The sequence below is a fragment of the Paenibacillus mellifer genome (genome assembly GCF_023195895.1).
Lineage (GTDB): Bacteria > Bacillota > Bacilli > Paenibacillales > Paenibacillaceae > Fontibacillus > Fontibacillus mellifer.
This window is the reverse complement of the sequence record NZ_JALPRK010000001.1, coordinates 536,733-562,356: the sequence shown is the minus strand read 5'-3', so window position 1 is coordinate 562,356 and position 25,624 is coordinate 536,733. Positions and strand designations below refer to the sequence as shown.

Here is a 25,624-nt window from a genome sequence, read left to right as displayed (position 1 = left end):
TCTGCCCTTTCAAACTTACTCCATTCCCGGAAAATCAAGCTGACGCAGCGCCTCGTACACAATAATAGCCGCAGAGTTCGACAGATTCAACGAACGAACCTTGTCGGTCATCGGCATGCGCATCACCGTATCGGGATGGGCGGCCAAAATTTCTGGCGGCAGGCCTTTCGTCTCCTTGCCGAAGACGAAGAAATCGCCGTCCTGGAACGTCAAATCCGTGTACCGTTTCTTGGCTTTGGTGGTGGCAAAGAAGAAGCGGCTGCCCGCGTACTTCTCCTCTACTTCCTGAAAAGAATCGTGATATTCGAGATTCACCGCATACCAATAATCCAAACCGGCCCGCTTCAGCGTCGCATCGTCTGTCCGAAATCCAAGCGGACGCACCAGATGCAGATGGATGCCCGTTGCTGCGCAGGTTCTGGCGATATTTCCCGTATTGGCCGGAATTTCCGGCTCCACCAGCACAATATGTAAGGCCATGATGATCGAACTCCTCGTCCTAATAAATAAAATCGGCCCGTCTGAGACCGTACTTGATCCATTATATCAAATTTTGCCCGCAAAAAACCTCCAACCCCTACCTGGAAACAGGCGGGGTTGGAGGTTGCGGCATAACGGGGCATTCTGAAGGAAGCCCCGCAATAAACATTATCCGTGGTTTTTTTGGAATTGGCCCATGAAATCGACGAGAGCCTGAATGCTGGACTTCGGAACCGCGTTATAAATCGAAGCGCGCAAGCCGCCGACGCTGCGATGGCCTTTGAGGCCGACGAAACCTTCTTTTTCCGATTCCTTCACGAACAGCTTCTCCAGCTCCTCGCTCGCAAGACGGAAAGTGACGTTCATCGTCGAGCGGCTTTCCGGATGGACGCACCCGCGGTAGAATCCGCCGCTGGCATCGATCGCTTGATACAGCAAGTTCGCTTTATCCTGGTTCTTCTTCTCGATGCCCTCAAGCGCCCCTTGCTCCTCGATCCATTTCAGCACTTCGTTCACCATATAAATCGAGAAAGATGGCGGAGTATTGTACAGCGAGTTGTTCTCGGCGTGCGTATCGTAGCGGAACATCGTCGGAAGATGCTTCGGCGACTCGCGCAACAGCTCCTCCCGGGCGATGACCACGGTCACGCCGGACGGTCCCAGGTTCTTCTGAGCTCCGGCATAAACCATACCGAACTGGGTCAAGTCGAACGGACGGCACAAAATATCGCTGGACATGTCGGCGATCAACGGAACGCTGCCGGTATCCGGAAACTCGCGGAATTGCGTGCCTTCGATCGTTTCATTCGAAGTGAGATGCAGATACGCGGCGTTTTCCGGCAGGCGCAGATTGCTGACGTCCGGAAGCGACATGTACTTGTCTTCCTCCGAAGAGGCCGCAACGAACGTTTCGCCGATGAGCTTGGCTTCTTTTAACGCTTTCGTAGCCCAACTGCCCGATTTTACGTAACCCGCCGTCTTGCCTTCCGTAAGCAGGTTCATCGGCAGCATGGCGAATTGGGTGGAGGCTCCGCCTTGCAGGAACAGCACCTGGTAACCGGACGGATTGCCGAACAGATTCAGCAGCCGGCTGGCCGCTTCGTTGTGGACCGCTTCATAAACGGCGCCCCGGTGAGACATCTCCATAATCGACATGCCTGTCCCGTGAAAATCAACAAACTCCGCCTGCGCCCGTTCCAGGACCTCCAGCGGCAGTGCGGCTGGGCCCGCGTTAAAGTTATAAGCTCTGTTACTCATTTCTCCCCATCCCTTCCCTTTACAATCCATGTCTGGTTTCGAATATAATTAACGATTATCATAGCAACTATTCGATCTCCCAGCAAGCCGTTATTTCGCAAAAATTCACTATTTTGCAGAATTGACACATTAACGCTTCATCAAGGGAAAGGGATGATAGGTTTATTCAGCTTTAGATTTGCTAAATCCGTAGGTCCGCGTCCAACTCTGCCGTTCTCCCGGCGCTACATGGACCGCAACGAACATTTCCGGGGAAATGACATGCCCGTGTCCCCAAACGGCGGCCGAGCTTAACGGAAGTTTGCTTAGCTCACGAACGGTCAGGCCGCTGGGACGATGCCGCAGCTCCCACAGCCACGGGGTTTCACGCCCGTCGAAGGTATCCATCCGGAAATAGAAATCCTTCTCCGGACGGCGCTCCCAAGTCACGTGATCTCCCTCGAACACTAAGCCCTCCAGCGTATCTGGCTCGTCGCTCCAAATCTTCGGAGCAAACGGCAACTTCAGTACGTAATCCGGTCCAACCGCATATCCATCGATGCCGAGAAAATTATGGCTGTATTCATCGGTCGAAATGACCCGGCTTCCGGTGTTTTCCACCGTGTAGGTGACCGACAACTGGTTACCGGAGATTTCAATGTTCTTGAACATACGCACAGCATATCCCCGACAATCCGCCGGCTGGGTCGTAAAACAGATCTGCTGGGCACTCTTTTGCTCCACCTGTGTCTCAAACCTCGCGCAGGCGTATTCTCGATAAAACCGGTATTCCGCTTCATCGGGCCGGGTTAATAACCCAACGCCCAGTTTGGGAAAACGCTCGCCAACCCGGGTTTCCTCATACCCGATCGCTTCTTTGATGCCAAATTCGCTGCATAACCCGATCCCGCCCGTGCCAGACCCCGGCATCAAGCTCTCCGGCACGCAGAATTGGTGCCGTCCGTTCAGCTCGACGCTGGTAATAAATCCGGCCCCGTCGAACCGGGTCCCGCGGTAAACTTCGCCGAGTTCGGCAATTTTCACACCTAGCTGTTCATTCTGAAGTTGATATGCCATTCGATCATTACCTCTCTTGCGGTCAATCGGCTAAAATCACGATCAGATCATGGACGCGATCCGAAGGCAAAGCTTCCAGTACCGAACGAGGAATCCGGCAGCCGCTTTCTGTGTTGTCGCAAGCCAACGTTTTGCCGTTCAGCGTCACTTCGGAGATCCGGTAACTCCCGAAATCGGCTAGTTTCGGATTCCGGTAAACGATATGCAGCTTCCGTCCAGCAAACAACGTCTCGACCGAGGCCTCCCCTTTTTCATCAAACTGGGCTTTTACCAGCTTTGGCTCCAGTAGAAGATCCCCATAGCATCCCTTGACTCCGAATACTTCGGTTAACTCGGTCAACAGCAGCCAGCTCGCCGATCCCGTCAGGTACGTATACATGCCGCGTCCGCGCTCATTAATGTACTCCGGAATTCCGGGATACATCCGGCTTGTTTCGAAGTCAGAGGACAAGCGATAAATGGAGTCCAGCACTTCATAACCCTCACGCACGAAACCTCGTTTATAAAGGGCGTTTGCGTACATCACCGTCATATGGCTGAACATGGCCCCATTCTCTTTATGCCCAAAGGCAAAACCAAATGCCCGGCCCAAGTTCTGCTGGATTCCGCCAAATCGGGAATTCAGACGGTAACCGATCCGCTCGTCCTTCAAGTATCGATCCACGGCTTTGGAGATTTCTCCGACCTGCTCATCCGTAGCTACGCCGCCCATAATGGTAAAAACTTGACCGGTCAGCGTCATGCGAACGCCGTTCGGATGGTCGCCTTCTACACGTTCGGCATCATTATCGTAATATCCGTTAAACCAGGAGAACCCTTCCTGATTTTGTATCCATTCGTTCCGGCGGAGATGTTGAATAATCCACTCCGCTTTCCGTTTCAAATCATCCGCAACCTTGCGAACGTCTATCTGCACCTTCTTGCCGCTCACGGCAGGTACGATCGAGTCATAATAACGTTCAAGCAGCTCATGTTTAGCCGAAATGCTGTCATAAGAGATCGGACTTTGAATCGTATCGAGCAGGGCGACCATTTCTTCGGCAATTTCAAGCGTGTCGCGGCCCGTCTTGTTCTGCACCTGCAACAGTAGCTCGGATAACTCCAGAAGGTTGTTCGCGTAAAAAGCGGTAAACGCCACGCTTTCGCCGCGAGCTGCCGCCAGGTCCAGACCGTCGTTCCAATCCGCGCCTTCCAGCTTAATATTGCCATGTTCGCCGACGTTGAAGAACGGAACGATATTTTGCAATAAGATGTGCTCCAGGATCGTTCCTTCATAAACCTTGCCGTCAGCCGCAATCAGCTTGTTCCCTTGTTCCGGCGTCCACGATAGATCGCGTTCCCGGCAGCGTTTCACGAATACGTCCCGGAAGTAAACCTGCGGCTGGAACAGGAAATCCAAATCCCCGCTTTGATTGATGTAAAGCAGCGTCGTCATCAGCGGCCAAGCCCCATGATCCATCCAAACCCGCGGAATGTTATTCCGGTCTGCGACAAATTCGCCCGGCTTGGAACCGATGATCGTCGCATTGCTTCCGTCCATACGGACCCCGGCGTAGTTATTGAGCAATAAATACCGGACTTCCGCCGGTTCCATCACCATCAAAGCCAAGCAATCCTGCCACAAATCGCGCCAGCCCCGGCCGCCGCGTCCGTAGTCATGATACGGCAGGAACGAGTTCCCGTACAATCTCCGCAGGATCGGCTGCAGCGTAACCCATTTCATCCACAGATCCTGTTCCGAATCCCCGGTTTGGAACTTGATCGTGTCCAGCTTCTCGTGCCAATATCTTTGATTATCTTCAAGCAGCGTATCGAACCGCTCCTCGGACAAGTACGTTGCAGCATAGTGTTGTCCGTCAATCCGGTCATCGGAGATCACCATTGCAACTACATACGAGGCGGTCTCACCCGGTTTCAACGTCACTTCGGCAAAACGCAAGGCGCCAACCGCTTCATAACCCTCCAGCGCCGCGCCGGCTTTCTCGGTAGGTGCGAGGTTGGAGATGATCGTCTGCGGCCAATCCAGAGCTCCGCCTTCTCCGATAAAGTCTTCGACGATGGGGAAGAAACCGACGGGCGCACTACCGTCCGCCCCGGCGCCAAGCACGCTGTAAGTCACCTTGTTGACGCGGTGCCCACGTTCGTCGAAGGAAAGCGCAGGTTGTACCTCAATGCCATGCTGCAAGGTAAATATCCGGTGCAGCAGCGATGTGACATGACGATGATCTCTCAGATCGTCGGCCGACCGACCGTACAGCGGGATCGCCGCCGTCGGGGTAAGCGTCAGGAGAGCGCTTCCCGTATTCGTCAAGCTGACCTTCATCAGCTCGATTTTGTCGTCCGTTACGGGAACGAAACTGACCGTTTGGGCTTTCAGGCCAATTTCGTTATGCTCGCGCGTAATCTTATGCCACAGGAAACCCGCCTCAAGCGCCGACTTTTCCTCGGATTCTGTAAACCATTCCGCATGTTGCTTGGCCGAATTGCCGCTGACCGACCAAGCGCCTTGCCCTTGGATATAAACCCAGAAGTTTCGGGCGGCTTTGGAATTATGCAGACTCTCGACCGACACGGGCTCCAGCAGGAAGGTGTTGTGGCTGGAGGTCAGTTCGCCATGCAAATTCGGGGTAACGGCCGACATCATTCCTGCCTCGTTCACCAAAGGAAAATATAGATAACTGTTTCTTTCAGGTTGCTCCAGTCTGAACTCTCCGTGCTCGCCAAGGAACGTCCATCCGTTTTGTCTCATTTCGCCTCTCCCTTTCATTGATAGTTCGCGTTTACGATTTCACAGCCCCGGCCAGTGCACCGTCCACCAAATATTTTTGAATGAAGGTATAGAGCAAAATGAGCGGCGCCGCTACGATCGTGATTCCACAGGCCAACAGCGGCCAGTTGTTTCCGTATTGGCCTTTGAACTCCTTCAAACCGAAGGTAATCGGGTAATTGGCTTTGCTCGGCAAATACATGATTGGACCCACGAAATCGTTCCAGATCCCGATGGCCGTCAAAATAACCCCCGTTGCGATAACCGGCTTCATCAGCGGCAGAATCATTTGGAACAAGTAGCGGAAATAACCTGCTCCGTCCATCCCAGCGGCCTCATCCAACTCGCGGCTGATCGATTTGATATAGCCGACGAACATCATGAATACAACCCCGGTGCCGCTTGTCTTTAGGATAATATAACCCAGCTTCGTATCATAGCCAAAAAAATCCAGGCTATCCTTAAAGCTCAGCATTAATTTATATTGCGCAACCATCGGGTTAGGCAGAAATTGCGACAAGAGGAAGAACATATAGATGAACCCGGCCCATTTGACGTAGCCGCGGGCTACCGGGAACGCGCCCAGGAGAGAGACGATGATCGTGAGAACGGTCGCAATCCCCGTATAAATTACGCTGTTCAAGAAGTAATTCGCAAAGTTCCCTTCTGTCCAAGCGCTCGCATAGTTCTGCCATTGAACCTCTTTGACCAACCCGATCGGATTCATCAAATACTCGGGATACGACTTCAACGATACGTTTAATACCAGAATTAACGGAACGACGTAAAGAACCAACAGTACGGCAATGATCGAGTAGGACAGAATAGTGAATGATTTGGAGTTTTTCATTAATATTCCACCTCTCTCTTCCGCGTTTGTCTAACGGCAAAGACGACGAAAACAAGAATGAGCAGGAACTGGACGACGGACAATGCCGACGGCAAACCCATCTCCAAGCTGCCTCGGAACGTTTCCTTGTATACGTCATAAGCCATCGTTCTTGTGTTGAAACGTCCGTCCGTGGTCGCCAAAATAATATCGAACGTGGACATCGCCCCGATGATCGAAAGCAGCATATTCACCGTAAAGGACGGTGCGATCAACGGGAAGGTGATATGCTTAAACGATTGCCACTTGTTCGTTCCATCGATGTAACCGGCTTCGTATAGATCTTTCGGAACGGATTGCAGACCGGCCAGGAAGATCAGCATCGAGTAACCCATGTACATCCAGATCTGAACGAAAATAATATATCCGAACGCATGGGTGAAGCTTGCGAAGAACATATCCTTATAACCAAACAGCCAGTCATACAGCAAGTTGACCGGACCGCTCATCGGGTCGAACATCATGCCCCAAATCAGCGCGACGACGGCAACCCCAAGTACGACCGGGAGGAAAAACACGGCGCGGTAAAAATAATCGCCTTTCAGTCGCTGGTTGATCAGAACGGCAACAAACAAAGCCACCCCGTTTTGGACCACGGTGACCACCAACATGAAGATTAATGTATTAATAATGGAGCGCCAGCGTTCTCCAGAGTTTCCGGCGAAAAATAAGTCATGGTAGTTATCCAAACCAATAAAATTCATGGGACTGCCAGGGATATTCTTCACGTCCGTGAAAGAATACACAACCGTCAGCATCGAAGGACCAAAATAAAAAATGACGTACAATGCGAAAGGAATCAATAACAGCAAATACGGGATGTACCTAGCGAAACCTTTTCCAAATGGATACAACTCTCTCACCTCACAGGTCCAAATCATAAATGATCGGGGCCTGATGTCCAGACCCCGAAGCAGTATGGTATTTCCAATTATTTAGCCTAATCGGCTTGTCTCTCTTTTCTAATCGGGTGCTTACTTAGGTTCTGCAGCTTCCCATTCTTTTTGCTGTACGTCAGCCAGCTCTTTGGCCGTTTTGAATTCGCCGCCAGGAGCCAGATATTCCGTATGCACGCCTTCCGCAGCCAGATGTTCGCCTACGTTCTCACGGTTGATCATCATGATTTCATAGGCCAGTTCAAAGTCGCCGAGGTATGGAGTAAGCTCATTATCGATGAATTCGCTCTCCGTCGAGATGTTGTCTTGAGTCGGGATAAATCCGGCCGCTTTGACGAATTTCGTATAGTTCTCAGGTTGGGAGAAGAACTCCAGCCATTTCAAACCGCCTTCTTTGTTCGGTCCTTTATCGGCTACATACCAAGTAACGTCGTATTTCCCTACGAAAGAAGCATTTTTCGTCTTGTCTTCCGTAGCTGGAAGCGGGAAATAACCGAATTTCAGGTCAGGGTTAGCCGTTGCGATGGTCGGAGCATCCCAGGAACCGTCAGCCAGCATCGCTGTTTTTCCAGCGGCGAAGATGGACGGTACGGAAGCGTAGTCGATACCCATGAAGCCGTCGATCATATAGTTGTCTTGAATCGTCTTCATTTTATCGAGGACTTCTACGGCTTCAGCGTCATTGTAAGCCGTTTCGCCTTTCCATACGCCTTCGATCCATTTTTGTTGGTTGCCGCCGCCCAGAATCTTCGCTTGCAGCGCGAACACAGGCAGTTTCAAAGGCCATACGTCTTTACCGGCTACGGCGATCGGAGTGATTCCTTTGGCTTTCAAATCGTCGCAAAGCTTAAGGAACTCGGTCCAAGTGGTAGGAACGGAAAGTCCGTTGTCTTCGAAAATCTGCTTGTTGTAGAACAAGCCGGACATCGCAACTTTACCTGTTGGAACCGCATAGACTTTGCCGTTAAACGTTCCGGCTTTTTCGATGTCATTTGCGTTCCAGTTTTTAATGAAAGCTTGATCGGACAAATCAGCGATCAGACCGGATTCGATCCATTGTTGCCAGTCAGGCGTTTTAGCCCCTGGTGTCCATTCCTGCGGAGAAAGTCTCATCCCCGACAAGTCGGCCATAACGTCGACGTCGTTAGCGGTGATTCTTGCTCTTTGCGCTTGTTTGTACTCATCATCCGGTCCGGTCGTTGTATATTCGACTTTGTATTCCGGATACTTTTCTTCGAAGGCTTTGTTGATTTCTTCCATTGCCTTGTTGATGTTCTCTTGTTTCCAGTGGAGAATTTTCACGACTTTCTTATCCCCGGTGCTGCCCCCTGCTGCATTGCCTTGATCGTTGGAAGCTGCGTTTCCGCCGTTGTTGTTGCCTCCTCCGCAAGCTGCCAGGCTAAGTGTAAGTGCACTCGCCACTACCAATGCAGTAATTTTCTTAACCATGCTGTTACCCCCAATGACAAAATAATGGTTGAAATCCAATCGGCCTTGTCCGACATGTTTTATTCCGGGAGATCATTTCCTAAAATCACGAAAATAAGTAACCCTATTCTATAAATATCGATTCAAGCACCGAAAGCGGTTTCGCAAGTCACATTATTGCATCAATCTTTTTGTTTGTAAAGTGATTTTTTCTCTAAATTCAATTCACACAGCAATAAACCTTGATTGCAACAGGATTTTCTGAAGATAATCACGTTTGCAAGCTGTCGAAATCTGGTTGTAGGTCCCCCATATTGACTAAAGTTTAGGCTTTTATTACACTATTTACGAAAATAGTTTCGTAATAAGTGAATTTGAATAGTTCGGATGCTATAATATTTCCGAGTGCTGTTTATTACAGAAGGGGGGCGACTTTCCCTTGGCCGTCAACATAAAAACGATTGCGGAAATGGCTGGTGTCTCCATCTCAACCGTTTCCAAAATAATTAATAACTATAGCGATATTTCGGAAGAAACCAGATCGAAAGTTCTCGAAATCATGAAGCAAACAGGTTACGTTCCCTCAAATTCAGCGAAAACGCTCGCCACCAAGAAATCCAATCTCATTGGCGTCATCTTTGCCGGAAAGCTCAATATCGATTTTAACCATCCTTTTTTCGTGGAAGTGTTGAATGCCTTCAAGAAGCAAATGGGCATGTTCGGATACGATCTCCTCTTCTTCTCGAACGAAAAGTTTCACGCGGTCGACGGCGACTATTTGGCGCGTTGCCAGCATTATCATGTCGACGGGTGCATTATCGTCACGGGGCAGCAAGTTGAGCCCTCGATAAGCGAGCTGGATCATAGCGAAATCCCATGTATCGGCGTTGATATCGAGCTCAAAGGGAAGAGCTCCGGGTATATCATGTCCGACAACTATAAGATGTCGTTTAAGGTGGTAGAACACTTCTACCTACTGGGTTATCGGGAATTAGGGTATATCGGCAGCACCTTGGAATCCGACATTTCGAACATGCGTGAAAACGGATATAAAGCTGCGATCGAAAATTTCGGTTTATTCGTGAATGACGAGTGGTTTGTAAACGGGGAGAACTTCTTTGAAGCCAGCGGTTACGAAGCCATGAACCGTATGATCAAGGCAGGCAACCTGCCCAGAGCCATCTTCGCCGCATCCGATCAACTCGCCATCGGAGCGATGCGCGCTTTGAAAGAGCATGATTTACGAATTCCGCAGGATATTGCGATCATCGGCTGCGATGATATTGAAGCCTGCAATTACACCACTCCGGCGCTGAGTACGATCCGTCAGAACAAGGAAAAAATCGGCAGGCTGGCCGCTTCCCTGCTTTACGACTTGATCCACAACACCTCGGTCACAAGCAGCGTCGTCGTCGAACCCGAACTGGTGGTTCGACAGTCCTGCGGGGCCGCGCAATCGGATCGCTACTAAGTTTAGGCCTGCACTTATATACGCAAACAAAGAACGTCCCCGAGGATTTAAACCAACTCTCGGGGACGTTTCTTTGTTTCTATTCGGATGATAATAGCTAATTCTTCTTACAGATCGTAATAGAGGCCAAATTCGTAAGGATGTACACGCACGGCAACGGCTCTTGCTTCGGCGCGCTTCAACTCCACGAAATTGTCGATGAACGCTTTCGTGAATACGCCGCCTTGGGTCAGGAATTCATGGTCGCTTTCCAAAGCGTTCAGCGCTTCGTCCAGGGAACCCGGAACGCTGCGGATCGTCGCTTTCTCTTCGTCGGACAATTCATAGATGTTCTTATCGAACGGTCCGTAACCCAGTTTCACCGGATCGATTTTGTTCTTGATGCCGTCAAGGCCGGCCATCAGCATGGCGGAGAAGGCCAGGTACGGGTTAGCCGTGGAGTCCGGCGTACGGAACTCGATGCGGCAGCCCTTCGGCGTTACGGCAGCAACCGGAATCCGGACGGCTGCCGAGCGGTTCCCTTTCGAGTAAACCAGGTTTACCGGAGCCTCGAAGCCAGGAACCAAGCGTTTAAACGAGTTGGTGCTTGGGTTGGTGAAGGCGATAAGCGCCGGCGCATGGTACAGAATGCCGCCGATGTAGTTCAGGGCGATTTCGCTCAGGTTCGCATAGGCGCCTTTTTCGTAGAACAACGGAGTATCGCCTTTAAAGATCGATTGGTGCACGTGCATCCCGCTGCCGTTGTCGCCAAACAGCGGTTTCGGCATGAACGTTGCCGTTTTGCCGAACTGAGCGGCGGTGTTGTGCACGATATATTTGTAGACCATCAGGTTATCGGCCGTTTTCAGCAACGTGTCGAAACGGAAATTAATCTCCGCTTGACCTGCTGTCGCTACCTCGTGGTGGTGACGTTCCACGCGAAGGCCGGCTTCTTCAAGCAAACGGCACATTTCGCTGCGAATGTCCTGCTGCTTGTCAGTTGGGGCTACCGGTACATAACCGCCTTTGACCGGCACTTTGTAACCCAAGTTGCCGCCTTCTTCCGAACGGCCCGTATTCCAAACTGCTTCTTCGGAATCTACCGAGTAGAACGTTTTGTTCATTCCGCTCTCAAAGCGAACGTCGTCGAAAATAAAGAATTCGGATTCCGGTGCGAAAAATGCCGCTGTACCCACACCGCTTTGCTTCAGGTATTCTTCCGCACGAACCGCGATGCTGCGCGGATCGCGCTCGTAACGTTCGCCGTCCGGCGTATAGATATCGCAAAACACGTTCAACGTCGGATGCGCGGTAAACGGATCGACGAATACGGAACCATGGTCCGGCATCATGACCATGTCGGATTCTTCAATGCCACGGAACCCGGGAATCGAAGATCCGTCGAAAGCAACGCCGTTCACGAAAGTGTCCTCATCTACTTCTTTAGCTGGAAGCGTAATATGATGTGCCCGTCCCGATAGATCAACAAAGCGGAAATCTACCCACTCGATTTGTTTTTCCTTGATTGTCTTTAAAACGAACTCTGCTGACATACTCTTTCCTCCCCAAATCACGAACATTAAATCTAGTTTTTGCGATTAACGTTCATCCTTTAGTATGATTATGTCGTCATTATAGGACGATGGAGGCGAAGTCGTCAATACTTATGTAAGGTATTTTTACATCCGATATAAGGTATTATTACGCATAGTACAAATTATACGACAAATAGTATAAAAGCCCACTCGCCGCATGGGGAATGGACTTTAGGGATTTGCTCAATTCATGAAAGCGTTGCATATGTCGGGCTATCTCACACGTGAAGTGCGGCTTTCGGGGTATCGAAACGTTTCCCTACCAATGGAGCCAATTTCTCCAAATCTTGCAGCAAAGCCGCGAATTGGTCAGGGAACAAGGATTGAACGCCGTCCCCGGTCATCGAGTTATCCGGATCGGTGTGCATTTCGATGATCAGACCGTCCGCGCCGGCAGCCACGGATGCTTTCGTCATCGGCTCAACGAGTTCACGGCGGCCCGTGCCGTGGCTCGGGTCGGAAATCACCGGCAGATGGCTTAAGCCCTGCAGGACCGGAATGGCCGACAGGTCCAACGTATTGCGCGTGTACGTCTCGAATGTACGGATCCCGCGTTCGCACAGCATCACGTTCGGGTTGCCGCCCGCCAGGATGTATTCCGCCGCGTTCAGGAACTCGTCATAGGTGGCGCTAAAGCCGCGTTTCAGCAGCACCGGCTTGTTGCAGGTGCCCAGCTTGCGCAGCAAATCGAAGTTCTGCATGTTGCGTGTTCCAACCTGCAAGATGTCGGCGTATTCGGCGCACACATCCACGTACTCCGGCGTCATGACCTCCGTAATGGTCAGCAGGCCGTGCTTCTTGCCCGCCTCCGCCATCATGATAAGGCCCTCCACGCCGATGCCCTGGAAACTGTACGGCCCGGTGCGCGGCTTAAACGCGCCGCCTCGCAGCACTTGCCCGCCGGCCGCCTTCACCAAACGGGCGATCTCGTCGATTTGTTCCGGCGATTCCACGGCGCAAGGTCCGCCCATGACAACAAGCTCCCCGCCGCCAATCTTCACGTCGCCGATGGAAATCACCGTATCCTCTGGATGAAAGTCCCGGCTGGCCAATTTATAGGATTTCGAAATTTTGATGACGTTTTCGACGTCCTTCATTTGGCGAAGATGCTCGGCGAGTTTCGGTTCGATCGAGCCGAGCAATCCGATCACGGTCCGATCCTTCCCGCGAGAAACATGGGTCTGCAAGCCTTCCTTCTCAATCACGGCGATAATTTCCTGAACGCGTTCCTCAGGCGTTTGGTTTGATGTAATAACGATCATACGATTCCATCCTTTCTTCATTGGCGATTCGTCGTCGGGCTAAAAACCAATATTCGAACGTACAGGCACTATTTCGCTTGAACGCTTGTGTGCTTTTAAGCTTTTATCCACTAAAGTAACTATAGCCGAATTTGTCTTCCCCGTCAACCCCATTGGACATAGGCAAGCGTTTGAATAACTTGGCGCTCGGGTTAACACGTCTCTTCCGGACGCTTTACGGGATTATCCCGATGAATCAGGCAACAGAATGGGATTCATCCTTATCCCGGCCACACCCGCCCGCCTGCTCCCTGAACAGCCCCCCCCCCTGAACAAAAGGGATAATCGTGAAAAAAGCGACAAAACACAAAAAAGCCGGAGAGCTGGACTCTCCGGCCTATCCTATAAGTGCTTATCTACCAACGAACTCCTGGGCCCAATACCCGTTATAGTAGCCCACGCCGATCAGGTTGTAATTGGCGTTCAAAATATTGGCGCGGTGACCTTCGCTGTTCATCCAGGCGTTGACGACCTCCGCCGGTGTCTTCTGCCCCATCGCGATATTCTCACCGGCATAGCCGAATTTAATGCCGAATTTTTTCATCATATCGAACGGTGAACCATAGGTTGGAGAGGTATGGCTAAAATAGTTATTATCGCTCATGTCCTTCGCTTTGGCCCATGCCATATTGTTCAGTGCCGCGTCACCGGTAAGCGGCTTAAGTCCTTGTTTTGCACGCTCCTGGTTCACCAGCGTAATGACCTGGGTCGCAAACTGCGATTTGTCGGTCGTTGCGCTTTGCGTATTGCCGCTCTGCGTAGTTCCTTGCGTAGTTCCTTGCGTTGTTCCTTGCGTTGTTCCTTGTGTAGTGCCTTGGGTAGTGCCGGTTTGCGTCTTATTACCCGTTTGCGGTTGATTATATTGATACCACGGAATCGTATAATAATTTGTCCAAGTGTTCGAGTTCGTACCGTAAGTCGTGTAAGTCTTAAATGTTGTATAAGTTTTATAAGTCGTCGTATTCGAGGCTGCCGATGCCGAAGCCGGCACAATAACTGCTGCGGCTAACATTGCAGTTAGTCCACCCGTCACCAAACGTTTCAGTCGATTCGATTTCATCCTGTCATCTCCTTCGTTGTAGTTGATAGGTTAGTTACATTTTTGTAACCTTTCTACAACGAGTATAACATGTATCGACTCGTATGGGACCCCGCAAATGTTGGTAAACTTTTATTCCTCTTTACTTTTAGCTCCGACTTTAACTGGAGGCAATAATTTCGCTAGATTGACCGTTCGGACGATATCCCAAGTCGCCGGTACTTCCGGGACATATTGCTCTAGATAATGGATGACTTCCTTCGTAATTGGCGTCGGCGTCGACGCGCCTGAGGTCACCGCTACCTTGCGGATGCCTTCCAGCCATTCGCGCTTCAGCTCCGTGACGTCGGCGATCCGGTACGCCTTAACTCCGGCGATCTCTTCCGACACCTGTGCGAGCCGGTTAGAGTTATTGCTCCGGGGATCGCCAACGACGATCACGAGGTCCGCCTGACTGGCTTGCTCCGCAACCGCCTGCTGGCGCATCTGGGTCGCCAGGCAAATCTCGTTATGCACCTCAGCGCCGGGAAACTTCTCCAGCAATTTTTTCATAATATGCTTGATATCCCACTGGCTCATCGTCGTTTGGTTGGTGATTACGATTTTGTCGGCCGATAGATTCAGAAGCTCGATCTCCTCTTCCTTCTCGATCAAATGCACCTTGTCTGGTGCTACGCCTACCGCGCCTTCCGGCTCGGGATGCCCTTTCTTCCCGATGTAAATCACCTCATACCCATCGGCAACCTTCTCTTCGATGAGTACATGAGTTTTGGTCACATCCGGGCAAGTAGCGTCGACCGTCGTCAGCCCTTTGTCACGGGCCAACTTGCGGACCTCCGGCGACACCCCATGCGCTGTAAAAATAACTGTCCCGCTCTCCACCTTGCTCAAAATGTCGAGGCGATTCGGGCCGTCCAACGTAATAATCCCTTCATCCTCGAAAGAATTCGTGACATGGCTGTTGTGCACAATCATGCCTAGTATATATATCGGCCGCGGGAGATCGAGGTTCTTAGCCGCCTGCCGGGCCAGAACCATCGCGTCCACGACGCCGTAGCAGTAACCGCGCGGCGAAATTTTAATGACTTCCATGATCGTATCCCTGCTTTCTCGTCCCCCAGTTTTCCCTGACGGAGGGGGCCTCTCTATTATAAACTATTCCTGGAGGGCATTAAAGACAGTGGGAAGCCAGATGATGAAAGTCGTCCCTTCGCCTCGCTTCGTTAACACTTCTACAGAGCCCTCGTGTTCGTCAATAATCCATTTGGCAATCGATAACCCCAGCCCGGTTCCTTGAATAACCCCACGGGACGGATCCGCCCGATAGAAGCGTTCAAAAATATGCGGTACCTCGCTGCGGTCCATCCCGATGCCCGTATCAGCGACGCGGATGCCAATCTGTCCTGCCGATTGAACAGCATCGATCGTGACGCTGCCCTGTTCGGTATATTTGAACGCATTTTCAATAAAAATAAACAACATCTGCTGCAAATAATCCTTGCTGCCAACAACCGTCACACCCTCTAGTGCCTGCAAATCGCCTTGGACCCACTCCGCTCTCCGCGGCAAGAATTGCGCCCTTCGGGCGACCTCCTCCACAACCGGAGCCAGCAGCAGCGGCTCTTTCGTCAGCGTTTGCCCGGCATCCGCACGGGCCAGCGACAGCATATCGTTCACCAACCGGCTCATTCGTTCGGATTCAGCGGCGATGTCGCTCACAGCTTCCAGTGAGAAGTTGCGTACCCGTTCCTCTTCGCCAGGATCGCGCCGTGCTTCATCCTGAGTCCACATCCGCTTCAACAAGTCCACGTTGCCGCGAATTGTCGTGAGTGGTGTTCGCAATTCATGGGAGGCATCCGATACGAACCGGCGCTGGGTCGAATAGGCCTCCTCAAGCTCCCTATAAAAGCCCTCGGTTCGTTCGAGCATGTTGTTGACGGTGCCAATCAGTTGGCCGATTTCATCATTTGGCCCTTCGTAATCGATCCTCACACTCAGATCATTCCCAGTCTGAATCCCGTTTGCCGCCTCAATGACCTTGCCGATAGGCGCCATCGATTTACGCGCAAGGAAGAGACCCAGTGAGCTGGCCGCCAGAATCGTGATGATCGAGCCAAATAACAAGACCGTGCTCATCCGGTTCATTAGCTTATCTTCGGCGCCGGTATAGGCCGCAAGCTGGATCAAACCAATCAAATTGTTATCGAGCGTTATCGGAAGCTGATACAGCAAGAAAGACTGATTATACAGCTGAACCTTCTTGAAGCCCGCGATCTTGCTCAACGAGCCGGCGTCAGGAACGGGGAACTTCATGTTCCAACTCAACAGATTTTGCGAATACCGCGTGTTTCCATCCGTATAATTGTGGATCTGCACAAACAGTTGGGCATCCTCTAACCGGTTCGCCTGCATCGGATCCAAATACAAATCCAGTCCCTGAGTGATGCTGTAGCTTTGGGAGTTTTTGATCCGATTGGCCTGATCCTCCAACCGATTCTTCACTTCCATATAGGTGTTATATCGGACAAAGGCATAGATCGAAGCGCTGAACAGGATCAGCGTAACGGCCAAAATCCCGGTATACCATGCAGTCAGCCGCAGCCGAATCGACATGCTTAAGCCTCTCCTCTCAGGATGTAACCGGCCCCGCGGATCGTCTGAATGATACGTTTGCCGCCGTGCTCCTCTGTCTTTTGCCGAAGCATGGCAATATAAACCTCCAGCACGTTCGACTCCCCGCTGTAGTCGTAACCCCAAATTTTATCCATGATTAAATCTCGGGTCAGCAGCCGTTTGGGATTTTGCAAGAACAGGTGGAGCAGCTCAAATTCCTTGGCGGTTAGTTCCAAACGCTGTCCGGCCCGCGTAACCTCGCGAGAATCGAGATCCATGACGATGTCCTCAAAAATAAGCCGCTGGTTGCCGGCGTCTCCCGCCGAATCCTTGCGCCGAAGCAATGCTCGCACCCGGGCCAGCAGCTCCTCCAGGGCAAAAGGTTTGACGAGGTAATCGTCCGCGCCCAGATCCAATCCCTTCACCCGGTTCTCGACCTCGTCCTTGGCGGTCAACATCAGCACCGGTACGGTGCTTCCTCCCTCGCGCAATCGCCGGCATACCTCGAACCCGTCTACTTTAGGCATCATGACGTCTAAAATAATCAAATCCGGGTCGGCGCTCATCATCATCGAGAGTCCTTCCGCTCCGTTCTGGGCCGTATAGACGTCATATCCCTCAAACGCCAGGCCGCGCCGCAGCATCGACGTGATTTTCTCATCATCATCTATAACCAAAATTGCCGATCTCACGAACAATCTCTCCTTTGCCTTGCGCTTGCCTCGGGCAAGCTCCACTGTCTCCATTGTATCAAAACGGACCGGCAACCCGCATCCGGGTACCAAAAAAGGCGGCAGGCTCTATTCCTGCCGCCTTCGCCGCCCTAGTGACTTCCCGTGCGTATTAGTTCACGTTAGAGAACTCATTTTTGTCGCCAACCGTGACTTCAAGGTCGATGTTCTTACCATCGCGAACGATGTTCATCGTAACCTTCGTGCCAACCTGCTGCTTCTGAATGAATTCAATCAACTTCTCCTTCGTGGCAAATTTGGTGCCGTTTGCCCCGGTGATGATATCGTAAGGACGAAGGTCGGCGTTATAAGCCGGCGATTTGAAGACGATGTCAGTGACGATCGAACCTTCCTTCACGTCGGTTTGCATTTGCTTCGCCACTTCCTCGGTCATCGTCATCAAGGTAGCTCCGATAAACGGTACCGGCTTTTGCGGAATTTTCTCATTATTCTTCAGTTTTTCTAGGACTTCGCTGATGGTACTCGTCGGAATCGCAAATCCAATCCCCTGGGCGTCGGAGCTAACGGCCACGTTAATCCCGATCACTTCGCCGTTTAGGTTCAGCAGCGGACCGCCGGAGTTCCCCGGATTGATCGAAGCGTCCGTTTGCAGCAGATGCTCGTACTCCCGGTCTTTCTCCCCGTTCTCGCCGGCAATTGAGATATCGCGTTCCTTCGCACTTAATACCCCGGCCGTAACCGTATGGTCAAAGCCCTGCGGGTTACCGATTGCAACCATCCATTCGCCGACCTGGGTGTTGTCGGAGTTGCCGAGCGGAATCGATGGGAAGTTGCTGTTGCTTTCGATCTTCAACACAGCCAAGTCAAGCTCGTAACTCGTGCCGAGTACCTTGGCTTCGTACGGCTTCTCAGTGCCTTGCACCGTGACCTGCACCACATCGGCGTTATGAACGACGTGTTCATTGGTCAGAATGTATCCCGTTTTATCGAAAATAAACCCGGATCCGATACCCGTCGGTACCAGTTGGCTCGAACCGGAGGACGAACCGCCGCTCCCGTCGTCGCTTCCGTTGTTCCCGCCGGAGCCAAACGCATCATCACCAAAGAAGTAGCGGTAAAACGGATCGTTGCTGTACGGGTTGCTGCTTCTTTGCTTATTCGAATCCGTTAGCGTTTCGATTTTCACGACGGCCGGCCCGGCTTGGCTGACGACTTTGGTCACTTCTCCGGCATCCGTTACCGGGTACAAGGCGGTTGTCGCTTTGCCGGTTGATTCCGCGCTTCCGCTGCCTGACGCATTTCCCGATGCCGGCACCGAAGCGGTAGCCGCTTGATCCGATGTAAACAGGTTGACGCGGTCCGCAAAGACCATCGCGCCGGTCATAATCAGCATGCCCGCCAATACGCCAGCGATCACTGAACGGACCGAGGATCTTTTCGGCGGTTTGCTGTTGTATTGCCAGTTGCTATTTTTCGCCGCAGGGAAGTTGTTGCGCCCGTCTCCATTAGATCCGTTAGTAGATTCGACCGTGCTGCGAATCATATCGTAGGAAGAAGGAAACGGTTTAAGCGGCTGCGGTCTCGTCATTTCCACCTCTTCAGGCTGGCTGCGTTCGTAGTCTGCACCTTGGCTCGGTTCCTCGTTTGTTTTTCCATAGGATTGAAAAGGTCCGTAAGAATAATAATAGGAAGAGCCCAACTCCGAAGATTCTTGGCGTTTCGATTCGTTCGCGTCTTCTTCAAAGGGTTGGCCCGATTTGTTCTTTTGATCGTCCATGGTATGATTGACCTCCTTCCCCTGCGTAATTCAGGGGTAACTTGTTTTCATGTATTTATTCTGTACCAGAAACCTTAAACGTACATTAAAAACAATTAAAAAGGAGATAAAAGCTAGAGTGCCTCTCTATTAACGTGCCACCCACCCTTGACGGTGTGCGTAAATCGCCAGCTGCGTGCGATCTTCCAGTTCGCATTTCATCAGCAGATTGCTGACATGCGTTTTGACCGTTTTGATGCTAATATGCAGCTCTTCAGCGATATCCTTGTTGCTTTTGCCTTCGGCAATCAGAAGCAGGACTTCCTTCTCCCGCTCAGTCATCCCTGAATCATCGCCCTGTACGGTTCGTTGTCTAAGGCCACGCGTAAGCGCCTGGGCTACGTCGCCCGTCATCACCGGCATCCCGCGGTACGCGCCTTGAAGCGCGTAAATCAGTTCTTCGGCGGAGACCGTCTTGAGCACATAGCTGACCGCACCGGCTTCAACTGCCTGGACCACGAGATCATCCTCCAAAAAGCTGGTCAAGATCACGATTTTCATGCCCGGAAATCGACTCAACACTTCCTTAGTTGCCTCTGCCCCGTTCATATTCGGCATCATCAAGTCCATCAGAATGATATCCGGGGGCCCCTCCGGAAGCCCGCGCTCCAGTACCTCCACCGCTTCGCGTCCGTCCCCGGCTTCACCGATTACCTCGAACCCCGGATCCAGCATCAAATATGTCTTTAATCCCATTCGCACCATGTCATGGTCGTCGACGATCATCACCTTAATTTTGCTCATTCGCGGCCTCCCCCTTTACCTTCCTCGAACTTCGGAATATGCACCCGGATCGTCGTTCCCGCCCCCGGTTTACTGATGATTTCCGTGTTGCCGCCCAATTTCTCGGCCCGCTCCTTCATCGTCGTCAAACCGTAAGAGCCCTGCTTCTGGAACGTGCTGCTGAAGCCTTGTCCGTCATCGCTGATGCTGAGCACAACCTGGCGCGGGCCTTCCCGCAATGACAAGCTGACCATGCCGGCTCCGGCATGCTTCACGATATTGGCCATCGCTTCCTGGATGATTAGGAACAGCTGATGTTCCTTCGCTTCCGACATATCTCCTTGGATGTCCATGTCCTTGATCCCCTTTAGCCCATTTTGCCGGCAATAATCGGGAAACCACTGATCCAGCGCCTCCGCTAAGGATTTACCCACCAGCTCCATCGGACGCAATTGAGCGATCAGGGCACGCATCTGCTTTTGCGCGGTATTCGACATCTGAATCAGCTGATTCAGAACCGTTTCCGCCTGAGCCGCGTTGACCTCCAGCACTTTTGGCAAAGACGAAGCCGCCATATGTATGGCGAACAACTGCTGACTGACGGTATCGTGCAGGTCGCGGGCGAGCCGTCTGCGCTCCTCCAGCACCGCTTTCTCCGTCGCCTGCTCCTTCTCGATAACCTCCTGCTCCCCAAGCTGCTGCAGGAGCTGCATCTTTTTCTCCATCGCGTCAATCATATTGTTGAATTCCTGATACAACCCGTTAAACGTCTGGTCCGCCGTCTCCGGCATCCGCACGGATAAATTGCCTTTGGCCACTTGAAGCATGTTCAGGTGCAGGTGATCGATCTTTCCCTGAATGCGCCGGCCGGCGATATAACCGATAATCAGCGCCAAAACGACGATGCCTGCCATATCGTAAATCCACACCCAGGGATCACGGACAACGATCACCCCGGTGGTGGTTCCGATATAGAAGGCAACCGCCGTTAGGCTGCCGGTGAGTAAAAAGTAACACAACAGTTCCCACTTCGTATTCTTCAATATCCGCTGCACGATCATGGGATTAACCTACCATGTTGACTTTGACGTCACCTACAAAGACGCTGACAATCAGCTTTACCCGTTTGCTCGCTTCGCCATAATACGGAGATTCAGCCGTGACGCTGGTCATGAATCCGCCCTGCTTTTGCGTCAGCACCTTCAAGTCGCCGATGAACGCGCTTGAGGTGGCCACGATGCCGATATCCATATCGTCGGGGACGAACACCTTAACGTCACCGATGAACGACGATACGTTGATTTTCGTTTCCCCATAAGGAATCTGTGCTTTGGTCAGGTCAATGATCGTATCGCCGATAAAATGAGAGATATTCATCGGTTTCAGTTGAAAATAATCCTGGCCTAAATGAACGTCGCCGATAAATCCGGACTTCTGAATCACGGGCCCGTGGTCTCCCGGTACGCTTCCTCCGTGGAATTGACTAAACTTTGGTTGCTCAAATCGCGATTTTTCCTGTTTCGCCTGCTGTTCCCGCTCCTTCTCCTTATCCTTCTCCATCGAACCAAAAATCGAATCAAGCGGCGATTCCATCTCCGGATGGAACGTTGGCGGAGGGGGCGGCGGATTAAGCGGCGGCATTGGCGGAGGTGGAAAATCCTCATGCCGCTTCCGTCGATGCGGATCACGTGGTTTGAACAATACGTACAAACCGCCGATAATCAGCATCATCGGGAAAAAGAAGCGAAAAAATTCACCGGGACTTAAGTAAATCAAATTCAGGTTTCGACCCAGAAAATAACCGCCAATTAGAATTAATATGGCACTGCCGACAAAGTTCCCGCCCCGCAGGCCACTGTTACTGAGGTTCACCAATCCCCCCAGAATCAAAAATACGGGCCAGTAGGTGGAGAACATCTCGCCGATGCTGAAATCGGTCACTCCAAGCTGGTTCAGAAGAAATACTCCCCCGATACCGATCAGCACCATCCCGCCTATAAACCTTCCAAATAAGCCGTTTCTCATCTCGTTTACCTCCAATGGACTGCCTCTTACTAATGTCAGTTTACCTGAAGCCAGAGCTGCTGAACAGCGGCGCGGGATGGAAAGACGGCTCGGTCCCGAGACCGAGGCGATTGGGGATATATGTAAAAGAGCGTCCCCGAGGGACGCCCTTTGCTCTTTCACGCTATCATTATTGTTGTTTGTTCACTGGAGTCGTTGCATTGCGGGAAGCTTTCGCTTTCTGAGCAACGGTAGCCGTGCTTTCCTCAGCAAATTCCTCGTTAAACTTCTCGTTCGGTGTTTTATAACCTGGAGAAGCGGCTTTCTTTTGATTTGCCATGAATTTCACCTCCCTCTCGCATACGCCGAATCGTAAATCATCGGCGTTTTACGTGGTCTCTCTATGTTGACCACGTAGCTTATTATGCGAATCGGGAAGGCGAATTATGCGAAAGCTTAAGACGAACTTCAAATCGCCTTATCCCACAGGTTGTCGGGAATTTCCTTACTCACTTCCATCACTTTGCCAAGCTCCCGCAGCATCGCTTCGGTGAGTTTGCCTTCTCCTTTGCGGACCACCTGCACCTCGACCTCTTTTTTGCCCCATTCCTTGTAAACCTGCTTAATGGTATCGAAATAAAGATCGATTTTGTGGCCGCGGATGGCTGAGCCTTTATCGGCGACGACCCCGTAACCGTATCCCGGGATGTAGAGGATCGTGCCCAGCGGAAAAATCTTCAGATCGGCGGCGATCGTCGAGACGGTGTCTTTGTCACGCCGTACCTTAACGCCTGAATACGTGATTCCGTATTGCGGATGGCTTGGCTTCTTGCCGGTAGACTCGTAGCCGGCGGTATAACCGGTCGCTAAAACTTTGATCGTTTCCACTTTCTTGCGTTCAGGCTGAGCCTGTTTATGTTCCGGGCTCATGACGATGACCCGCTGATATTGAGTTTGACGAACGGCCCTTTCAACCTGCAGTTGCTGCGTTTGCTTAAGCTCCAGCCATTCCGCGAAGTTCCGGGCTTGCCGGTTCGCGTTTAAGCTTTGCGGATGAACTCCATGAACTCCGCTGGCCGGTAGATCCGCCGCCATCGTAAAAATGAGCAGTCCAGCAAGCAAACAGCGTTTACTAATCTTTTGCCAGAAATGAAATTGGCGCATGAGAAAACCTCCCCCTTATCCGAAAGGGTTTCCACATCCGCCCAATTCTATACATGTTGGCTTTCCAGCACGAAGCAAATGCAGGGGAGCTCACTCGGCGTCGAATCTTGAATTCAACTGTGCTCTCCGTTGCTCATGTAGACTCCTACGCCTCCTCACCACAAAAATGTTGCAAAAAGTGCACCATTTCTGCACTCTTTAGCCGCACCAAGCCCCAAATGTTGCAATAAGTGCAACATTATTGAGGGCTTTGCGCCAAAGGAGGCTGGAATGTTGCATAAAATGCAACATTTGCTCCGCTGTGAGTCACGGGCTAGCGAAGCAAGCAAGCATGCGAGTTAAATCACGTGGTTGCGAATGGCTTCCTGCAGCTGAGCGACAACTTCATCCACCGCTCGAGCACCAAGATCACCTTCGCCGCGCTTACGCACGGAGACAGTACCTGCGCTTTGCTCGCTTTCGCCAACGACGAACATGTACGGCAGCTTCTCGAGCTGAGCTTCGCGAATTTTATAACCGAGCTTCTCGTTCCGAAGATCGCTCTCCGCGCGGATACCAGCAGCGCGCAGCTTGTCTTCCACCTGACGCGCGTAATCATCAAAGTTACCGGAGACCGGAATAACCTTCGCTTGAACCGGAGCGAGCCAGAGCGGCAAGTTACCGGCAAAGTTCTCGAGCAAGAAGGCCGTGAAGCGTTCCATCGTGCCGAGGATCCCGCGGTGCAGCACGACCGGACGGTGTTTAGCGCCGTCGTCGCCTACGTATTCCAGCTCGAAACGTTCCGGCAGCAAGAAGTCGATTTGCACGGTGGACAACGTTTCTTCTTTGCCAAGCGCCGTTTTGATCTGCACGTCAAGCTTCGGACCGTAGAACGCCGCTTCGCCTTCCGCTTCGAAGAACGGCAGACCCGCTTCCTCTACTACTTCGCGGAGCATCCGTTGCGCCGTGTTCCACATCTCATCGTTCTGGAAGTATTTCTCGGTATCCTGCGGATCCCGGTAAGACAACCGGAAACGGTATTCATGGATCCCAAAGTCGTTATAGACCTGCTTGATCAGGTCGAGCACCCGGGAGAACTCACTCTTAATTTGATCTAGACGACAAAAAATATGCGCGTCATTCAGCGTCATCGAGCGCACACGATGCAACCCGGTCAAAGCGCCGGACATTTCGTAGCGATGTTGCATCCCAAGCTCAGCGATTCGGATCGGCAGATCCCGATAGCTGCGCATGTCACTCTTATACACCATCATATGGTGCGGACAGTTCATCGGACGGAGTACGAATTCTTCCGTATCGATGGCCATTTTCGGGAACATATCCTCCTGGTAATGCTCCCAGTGTCCGGACGTTTTATACAAATCCACATTACCAAGCACCGGCGTGTACACATGTTGATAACCCAAACGTTCCTCGATATCCACGATATAACGCTCGAGTGTCCGGCGAACCGTAGCTCCCTTCGGCAACCAGATCGGCAGACCTTGACCCACCAGGTTATTGAATGTGAAAATATTCAGTTCTTTACCCAGCTTACGATGGTCCCGTTTCTTGGCCTCTTCCAGCATATGGAGATGCTCATCCAGCTCGGCTTTCTTCATAAACGCCGTGCCGTAAATCCGCTGCAGCATTTTGTTGTTGCTATTACCGCGCCAGTAAGCGCCAGCCACGTTCAAGAGTTTAAATACTTTCATCTTCCCGGTCGATGGCACATGCGGCCCACGGCACAAATCGAAAAATTCACCTTGATCGTAAATCGAAATGACGCTGTCTTCCGGCAGATCACGAATGAGCTCCAGCTTGTACGGATCGCCCAGCTCGGTAAAGATCGCCACCGCTTCCTCGCGGCTTACTTCCCGACGCGTAATCGGCAGGTTTTCACCGATGATACGTTCCATTTCTTTTTCGATTTTTTGCAGATCTTCCGGATTGAGCGGATGCTCCAGGTCCATGTCATAGTAGAACCCGTCTTCGATGACCGGACCGATCCCGAGCTTCACTTCCTTGTTGCCATACAAGCGTTTCACCGCCTGAGCCATCAAGTGGGCGCTGCTGTGACGCATAATTTCCAGACCGTCCTGCGAATCCCCCGTAATAATCTCTACCTTGGCGCCGTCCACCAACCTCGTATTCAAATCAACCGTCACGCCGTTGATCTTCCCGGCAAGCGCGTTTTTACGCAAACCACTGCTGATCGAAGCCGCCACATCCTCCAAACTGTTACCTTCCGCATACTCCCGAACCGAACCGTCCGGCAAAATAACAGATACTGCCACCTTTTGTTCCTCCCTATTCTAAAATGTTGTTGGATTTACCGGAGCGGACAAATCAAAAAACGCCCGTCCCGGAAAGGGACGAGCGTTATACCCGTGGTTCCACCCTCATTCGACCGTTCTTCAGTACCCAATGGAATATACCTCGGAAACGGTCCTTAATTCGGCATTCAGTAACGGG

The 25,624-nt window shown here is 51.7% G+C and carries 21 protein-coding genes; 1 reads left to right on the top strand and 20 read right to left on the bottom strand.

Annotated elements, in window-relative coordinates:
• Positions 1-15 precede the first annotated feature (15 nt).
• The 7 genes from trmL to M0651_RS02505 form a co-directional block, all read right to left on the bottom strand.
• Positions 16-480, bottom strand: a complete 465-nt coding sequence (trmL, locus tag M0651_RS02535) for a tRNA (uridine(34)/cytosine(34)/5-carboxymethylaminomethyluridine(34)-2'-O)-methyltransferase TrmL (protein ID WP_248550257.1) — start codon at positions 478-480, stop codon at positions 16-18.
• 168 nt (positions 481-648) lie between these two features.
• Positions 649-1,737 carry a 3-phosphoserine/phosphohydroxythreonine transaminase gene (gene serC / locus M0651_RS02530; RefSeq protein ID WP_248550256.1) on the bottom strand — a complete coding sequence of 363 codons (1,089 nt, stop codon included), beginning with the start codon at positions 1,735-1,737 and terminating at the stop codon, positions 649-651.
• A 162-nt stretch (positions 1,738-1,899) separates the two neighbouring features.
• Positions 1,900-2,793, bottom strand: coding sequence for a hypothetical protein (locus M0651_RS02525; protein ID WP_248550255.1), 894 nt, complete (start codon positions 2,791-2,793; stop codon positions 1,900-1,902).
• 22 nt (positions 2,794-2,815) lie between these two features.
• The gene (locus tag M0651_RS02520; RefSeq protein WP_248550254.1) at positions 2,816-5,542 is read right to left on the bottom strand and encodes a GH36-type glycosyl hydrolase domain-containing protein; all 2,727 of its coding nucleotides are present in this window, start codon (positions 5,540-5,542) and stop codon (positions 2,816-2,818) included.
• 31 nt (positions 5,543-5,573) lie between these two features.
• The gene (locus M0651_RS02515; protein ID WP_248550253.1) at positions 5,574-6,410 is read right to left on the bottom strand and encodes a carbohydrate ABC transporter permease; all 837 of its coding nucleotides are present in this window, start codon (positions 6,408-6,410) and stop codon (positions 5,574-5,576) included.
• Positions 6,410-7,303, bottom strand: a complete 894-nt coding sequence (locus M0651_RS02510) for a carbohydrate ABC transporter permease (protein WP_248550252.1) — start codon at positions 7,301-7,303, stop codon at positions 6,410-6,412. The genes M0651_RS02515 and M0651_RS02510 overlap by 1 nt, the downstream gene beginning before the upstream one ends.
• A gap of 120 nt (positions 7,304-7,423) precedes the next feature.
• The gene (locus M0651_RS02505) at positions 7,424-8,794 is read right to left on the bottom strand and encodes an ABC transporter substrate-binding protein (RefSeq protein ID WP_248550251.1); all 1,371 of its coding nucleotides are present in this window, start codon (positions 8,792-8,794) and stop codon (positions 7,424-7,426) included.
• Positions 8,795-9,242: 448 nt separating this feature from the next.
• On the opposite strand from M0651_RS02505, the gene M0651_RS02500 reads away from it, so the two are divergent.
• Entirely contained in the window at positions 9,243-10,244 is a 1,002-nt protein-coding gene (locus tag M0651_RS02500) for a LacI family DNA-binding transcriptional regulator (protein ID WP_248550312.1), read from the top strand.
• Positions 10,245-10,351: 107 nt separating this feature from the next.
• Here M0651_RS02500 and glnA read toward each other — a convergent pair whose 3' ends face one another.
• The 13 genes from glnA to thrS form a co-directional block, all read right to left on the bottom strand.
• Positions 10,352-11,776: a type I glutamate--ammonia ligase gene (glnA, locus tag M0651_RS02495; protein ID WP_248550250.1), complete on the bottom strand. Its 1,425-nt coding sequence runs from the start codon at positions 11,774-11,776 to the stop codon at positions 10,352-10,354.
• 260 nt (positions 11,777-12,036) lie between these two features.
• Positions 12,037-13,080: a 3-deoxy-7-phosphoheptulonate synthase gene (aroF, locus tag M0651_RS02490; protein ID WP_248550249.1), complete on the bottom strand. Its 1,044-nt coding sequence runs from the start codon at positions 13,078-13,080 to the stop codon at positions 12,037-12,039.
• Positions 13,081-13,471: 391 nt separating this feature from the next.
• A complete protein-coding gene (locus M0651_RS02485; protein WP_248550248.1) occupies positions 13,472-14,179 on the bottom strand; it encodes a CAP domain-containing protein in 708 nt (235 codons plus the stop codon).
• Between the two features lie 111 nt (positions 14,180-14,290).
• Positions 14,291-15,250, bottom strand: a complete 960-nt coding sequence (locus M0651_RS02480; protein ID WP_248550247.1) for a 4-hydroxy-3-methylbut-2-enyl diphosphate reductase — start codon at positions 15,248-15,250, stop codon at positions 14,291-14,293.
• Between the two features lie 63 nt (positions 15,251-15,313).
• Positions 15,314-16,771, bottom strand: coding sequence for a sensor histidine kinase (locus M0651_RS02475; protein WP_248550246.1), 1,458 nt, complete (start codon positions 16,769-16,771; stop codon positions 15,314-15,316).
• A 2-nt stretch (positions 16,772-16,773) separates the two neighbouring features.
• On the bottom strand, positions 16,774-17,463 hold the full coding sequence (locus M0651_RS02470; RefSeq protein WP_193418325.1) for a response regulator transcription factor: 690 nt from the start codon (positions 17,461-17,463) through the stop codon (positions 16,774-16,776).
• A 151-nt stretch (positions 17,464-17,614) separates the two neighbouring features.
• Positions 17,615-19,240, bottom strand: a complete 1,626-nt coding sequence (locus M0651_RS02465; protein ID WP_248550245.1) for a S1C family serine protease — start codon at positions 19,238-19,240, stop codon at positions 17,615-17,617.
• A gap of 129 nt (positions 19,241-19,369) precedes the next feature.
• Complete coding sequence (locus M0651_RS02460; RefSeq protein ID WP_248550244.1) at positions 19,370-20,023, bottom strand: response regulator; 654 nt, start codon at positions 20,021-20,023, stop codon at positions 19,370-19,372.
• Complete coding sequence (locus M0651_RS02455; protein ID WP_248550243.1) at positions 20,020-21,063, bottom strand: HAMP domain-containing sensor histidine kinase; 1,044 nt, start codon at positions 21,061-21,063, stop codon at positions 20,020-20,022. The genes M0651_RS02460 and M0651_RS02455 overlap by 4 nt, the downstream gene beginning before the upstream one ends.
• 4 nt (positions 21,064-21,067) lie before the next feature.
• Positions 21,068-22,027, bottom strand: a complete 960-nt coding sequence (gene liaF, locus M0651_RS02450; protein ID WP_248550242.1) for a cell wall-active antibiotics response protein LiaF — start codon at positions 22,025-22,027, stop codon at positions 21,068-21,070.
• A gap of 169 nt (positions 22,028-22,196) precedes the next feature.
• Entirely contained in the window at positions 22,197-22,346 is a 150-nt protein-coding gene (locus M0651_RS02445; RefSeq protein WP_016312938.1) for a hypothetical protein, read from the bottom strand.
• Positions 22,347-22,474: 128 nt separating this feature from the next.
• A complete protein-coding gene (locus tag M0651_RS02440; RefSeq protein ID WP_248550241.1) occupies positions 22,475-23,170 on the bottom strand; it encodes a 3D domain-containing protein in 696 nt (231 codons plus the stop codon).
• A gap of 338 nt (positions 23,171-23,508) precedes the next feature.
• Positions 23,509-25,446 carry a threonine--tRNA ligase gene (gene thrS, locus M0651_RS02435; RefSeq protein ID WP_248550240.1) on the bottom strand — a complete coding sequence of 646 codons (1,938 nt, stop codon included), beginning with the start codon at positions 25,444-25,446 and terminating at the stop codon, positions 23,509-23,511.
• Positions 25,447-25,624: the final 178 nt, after the last annotated feature.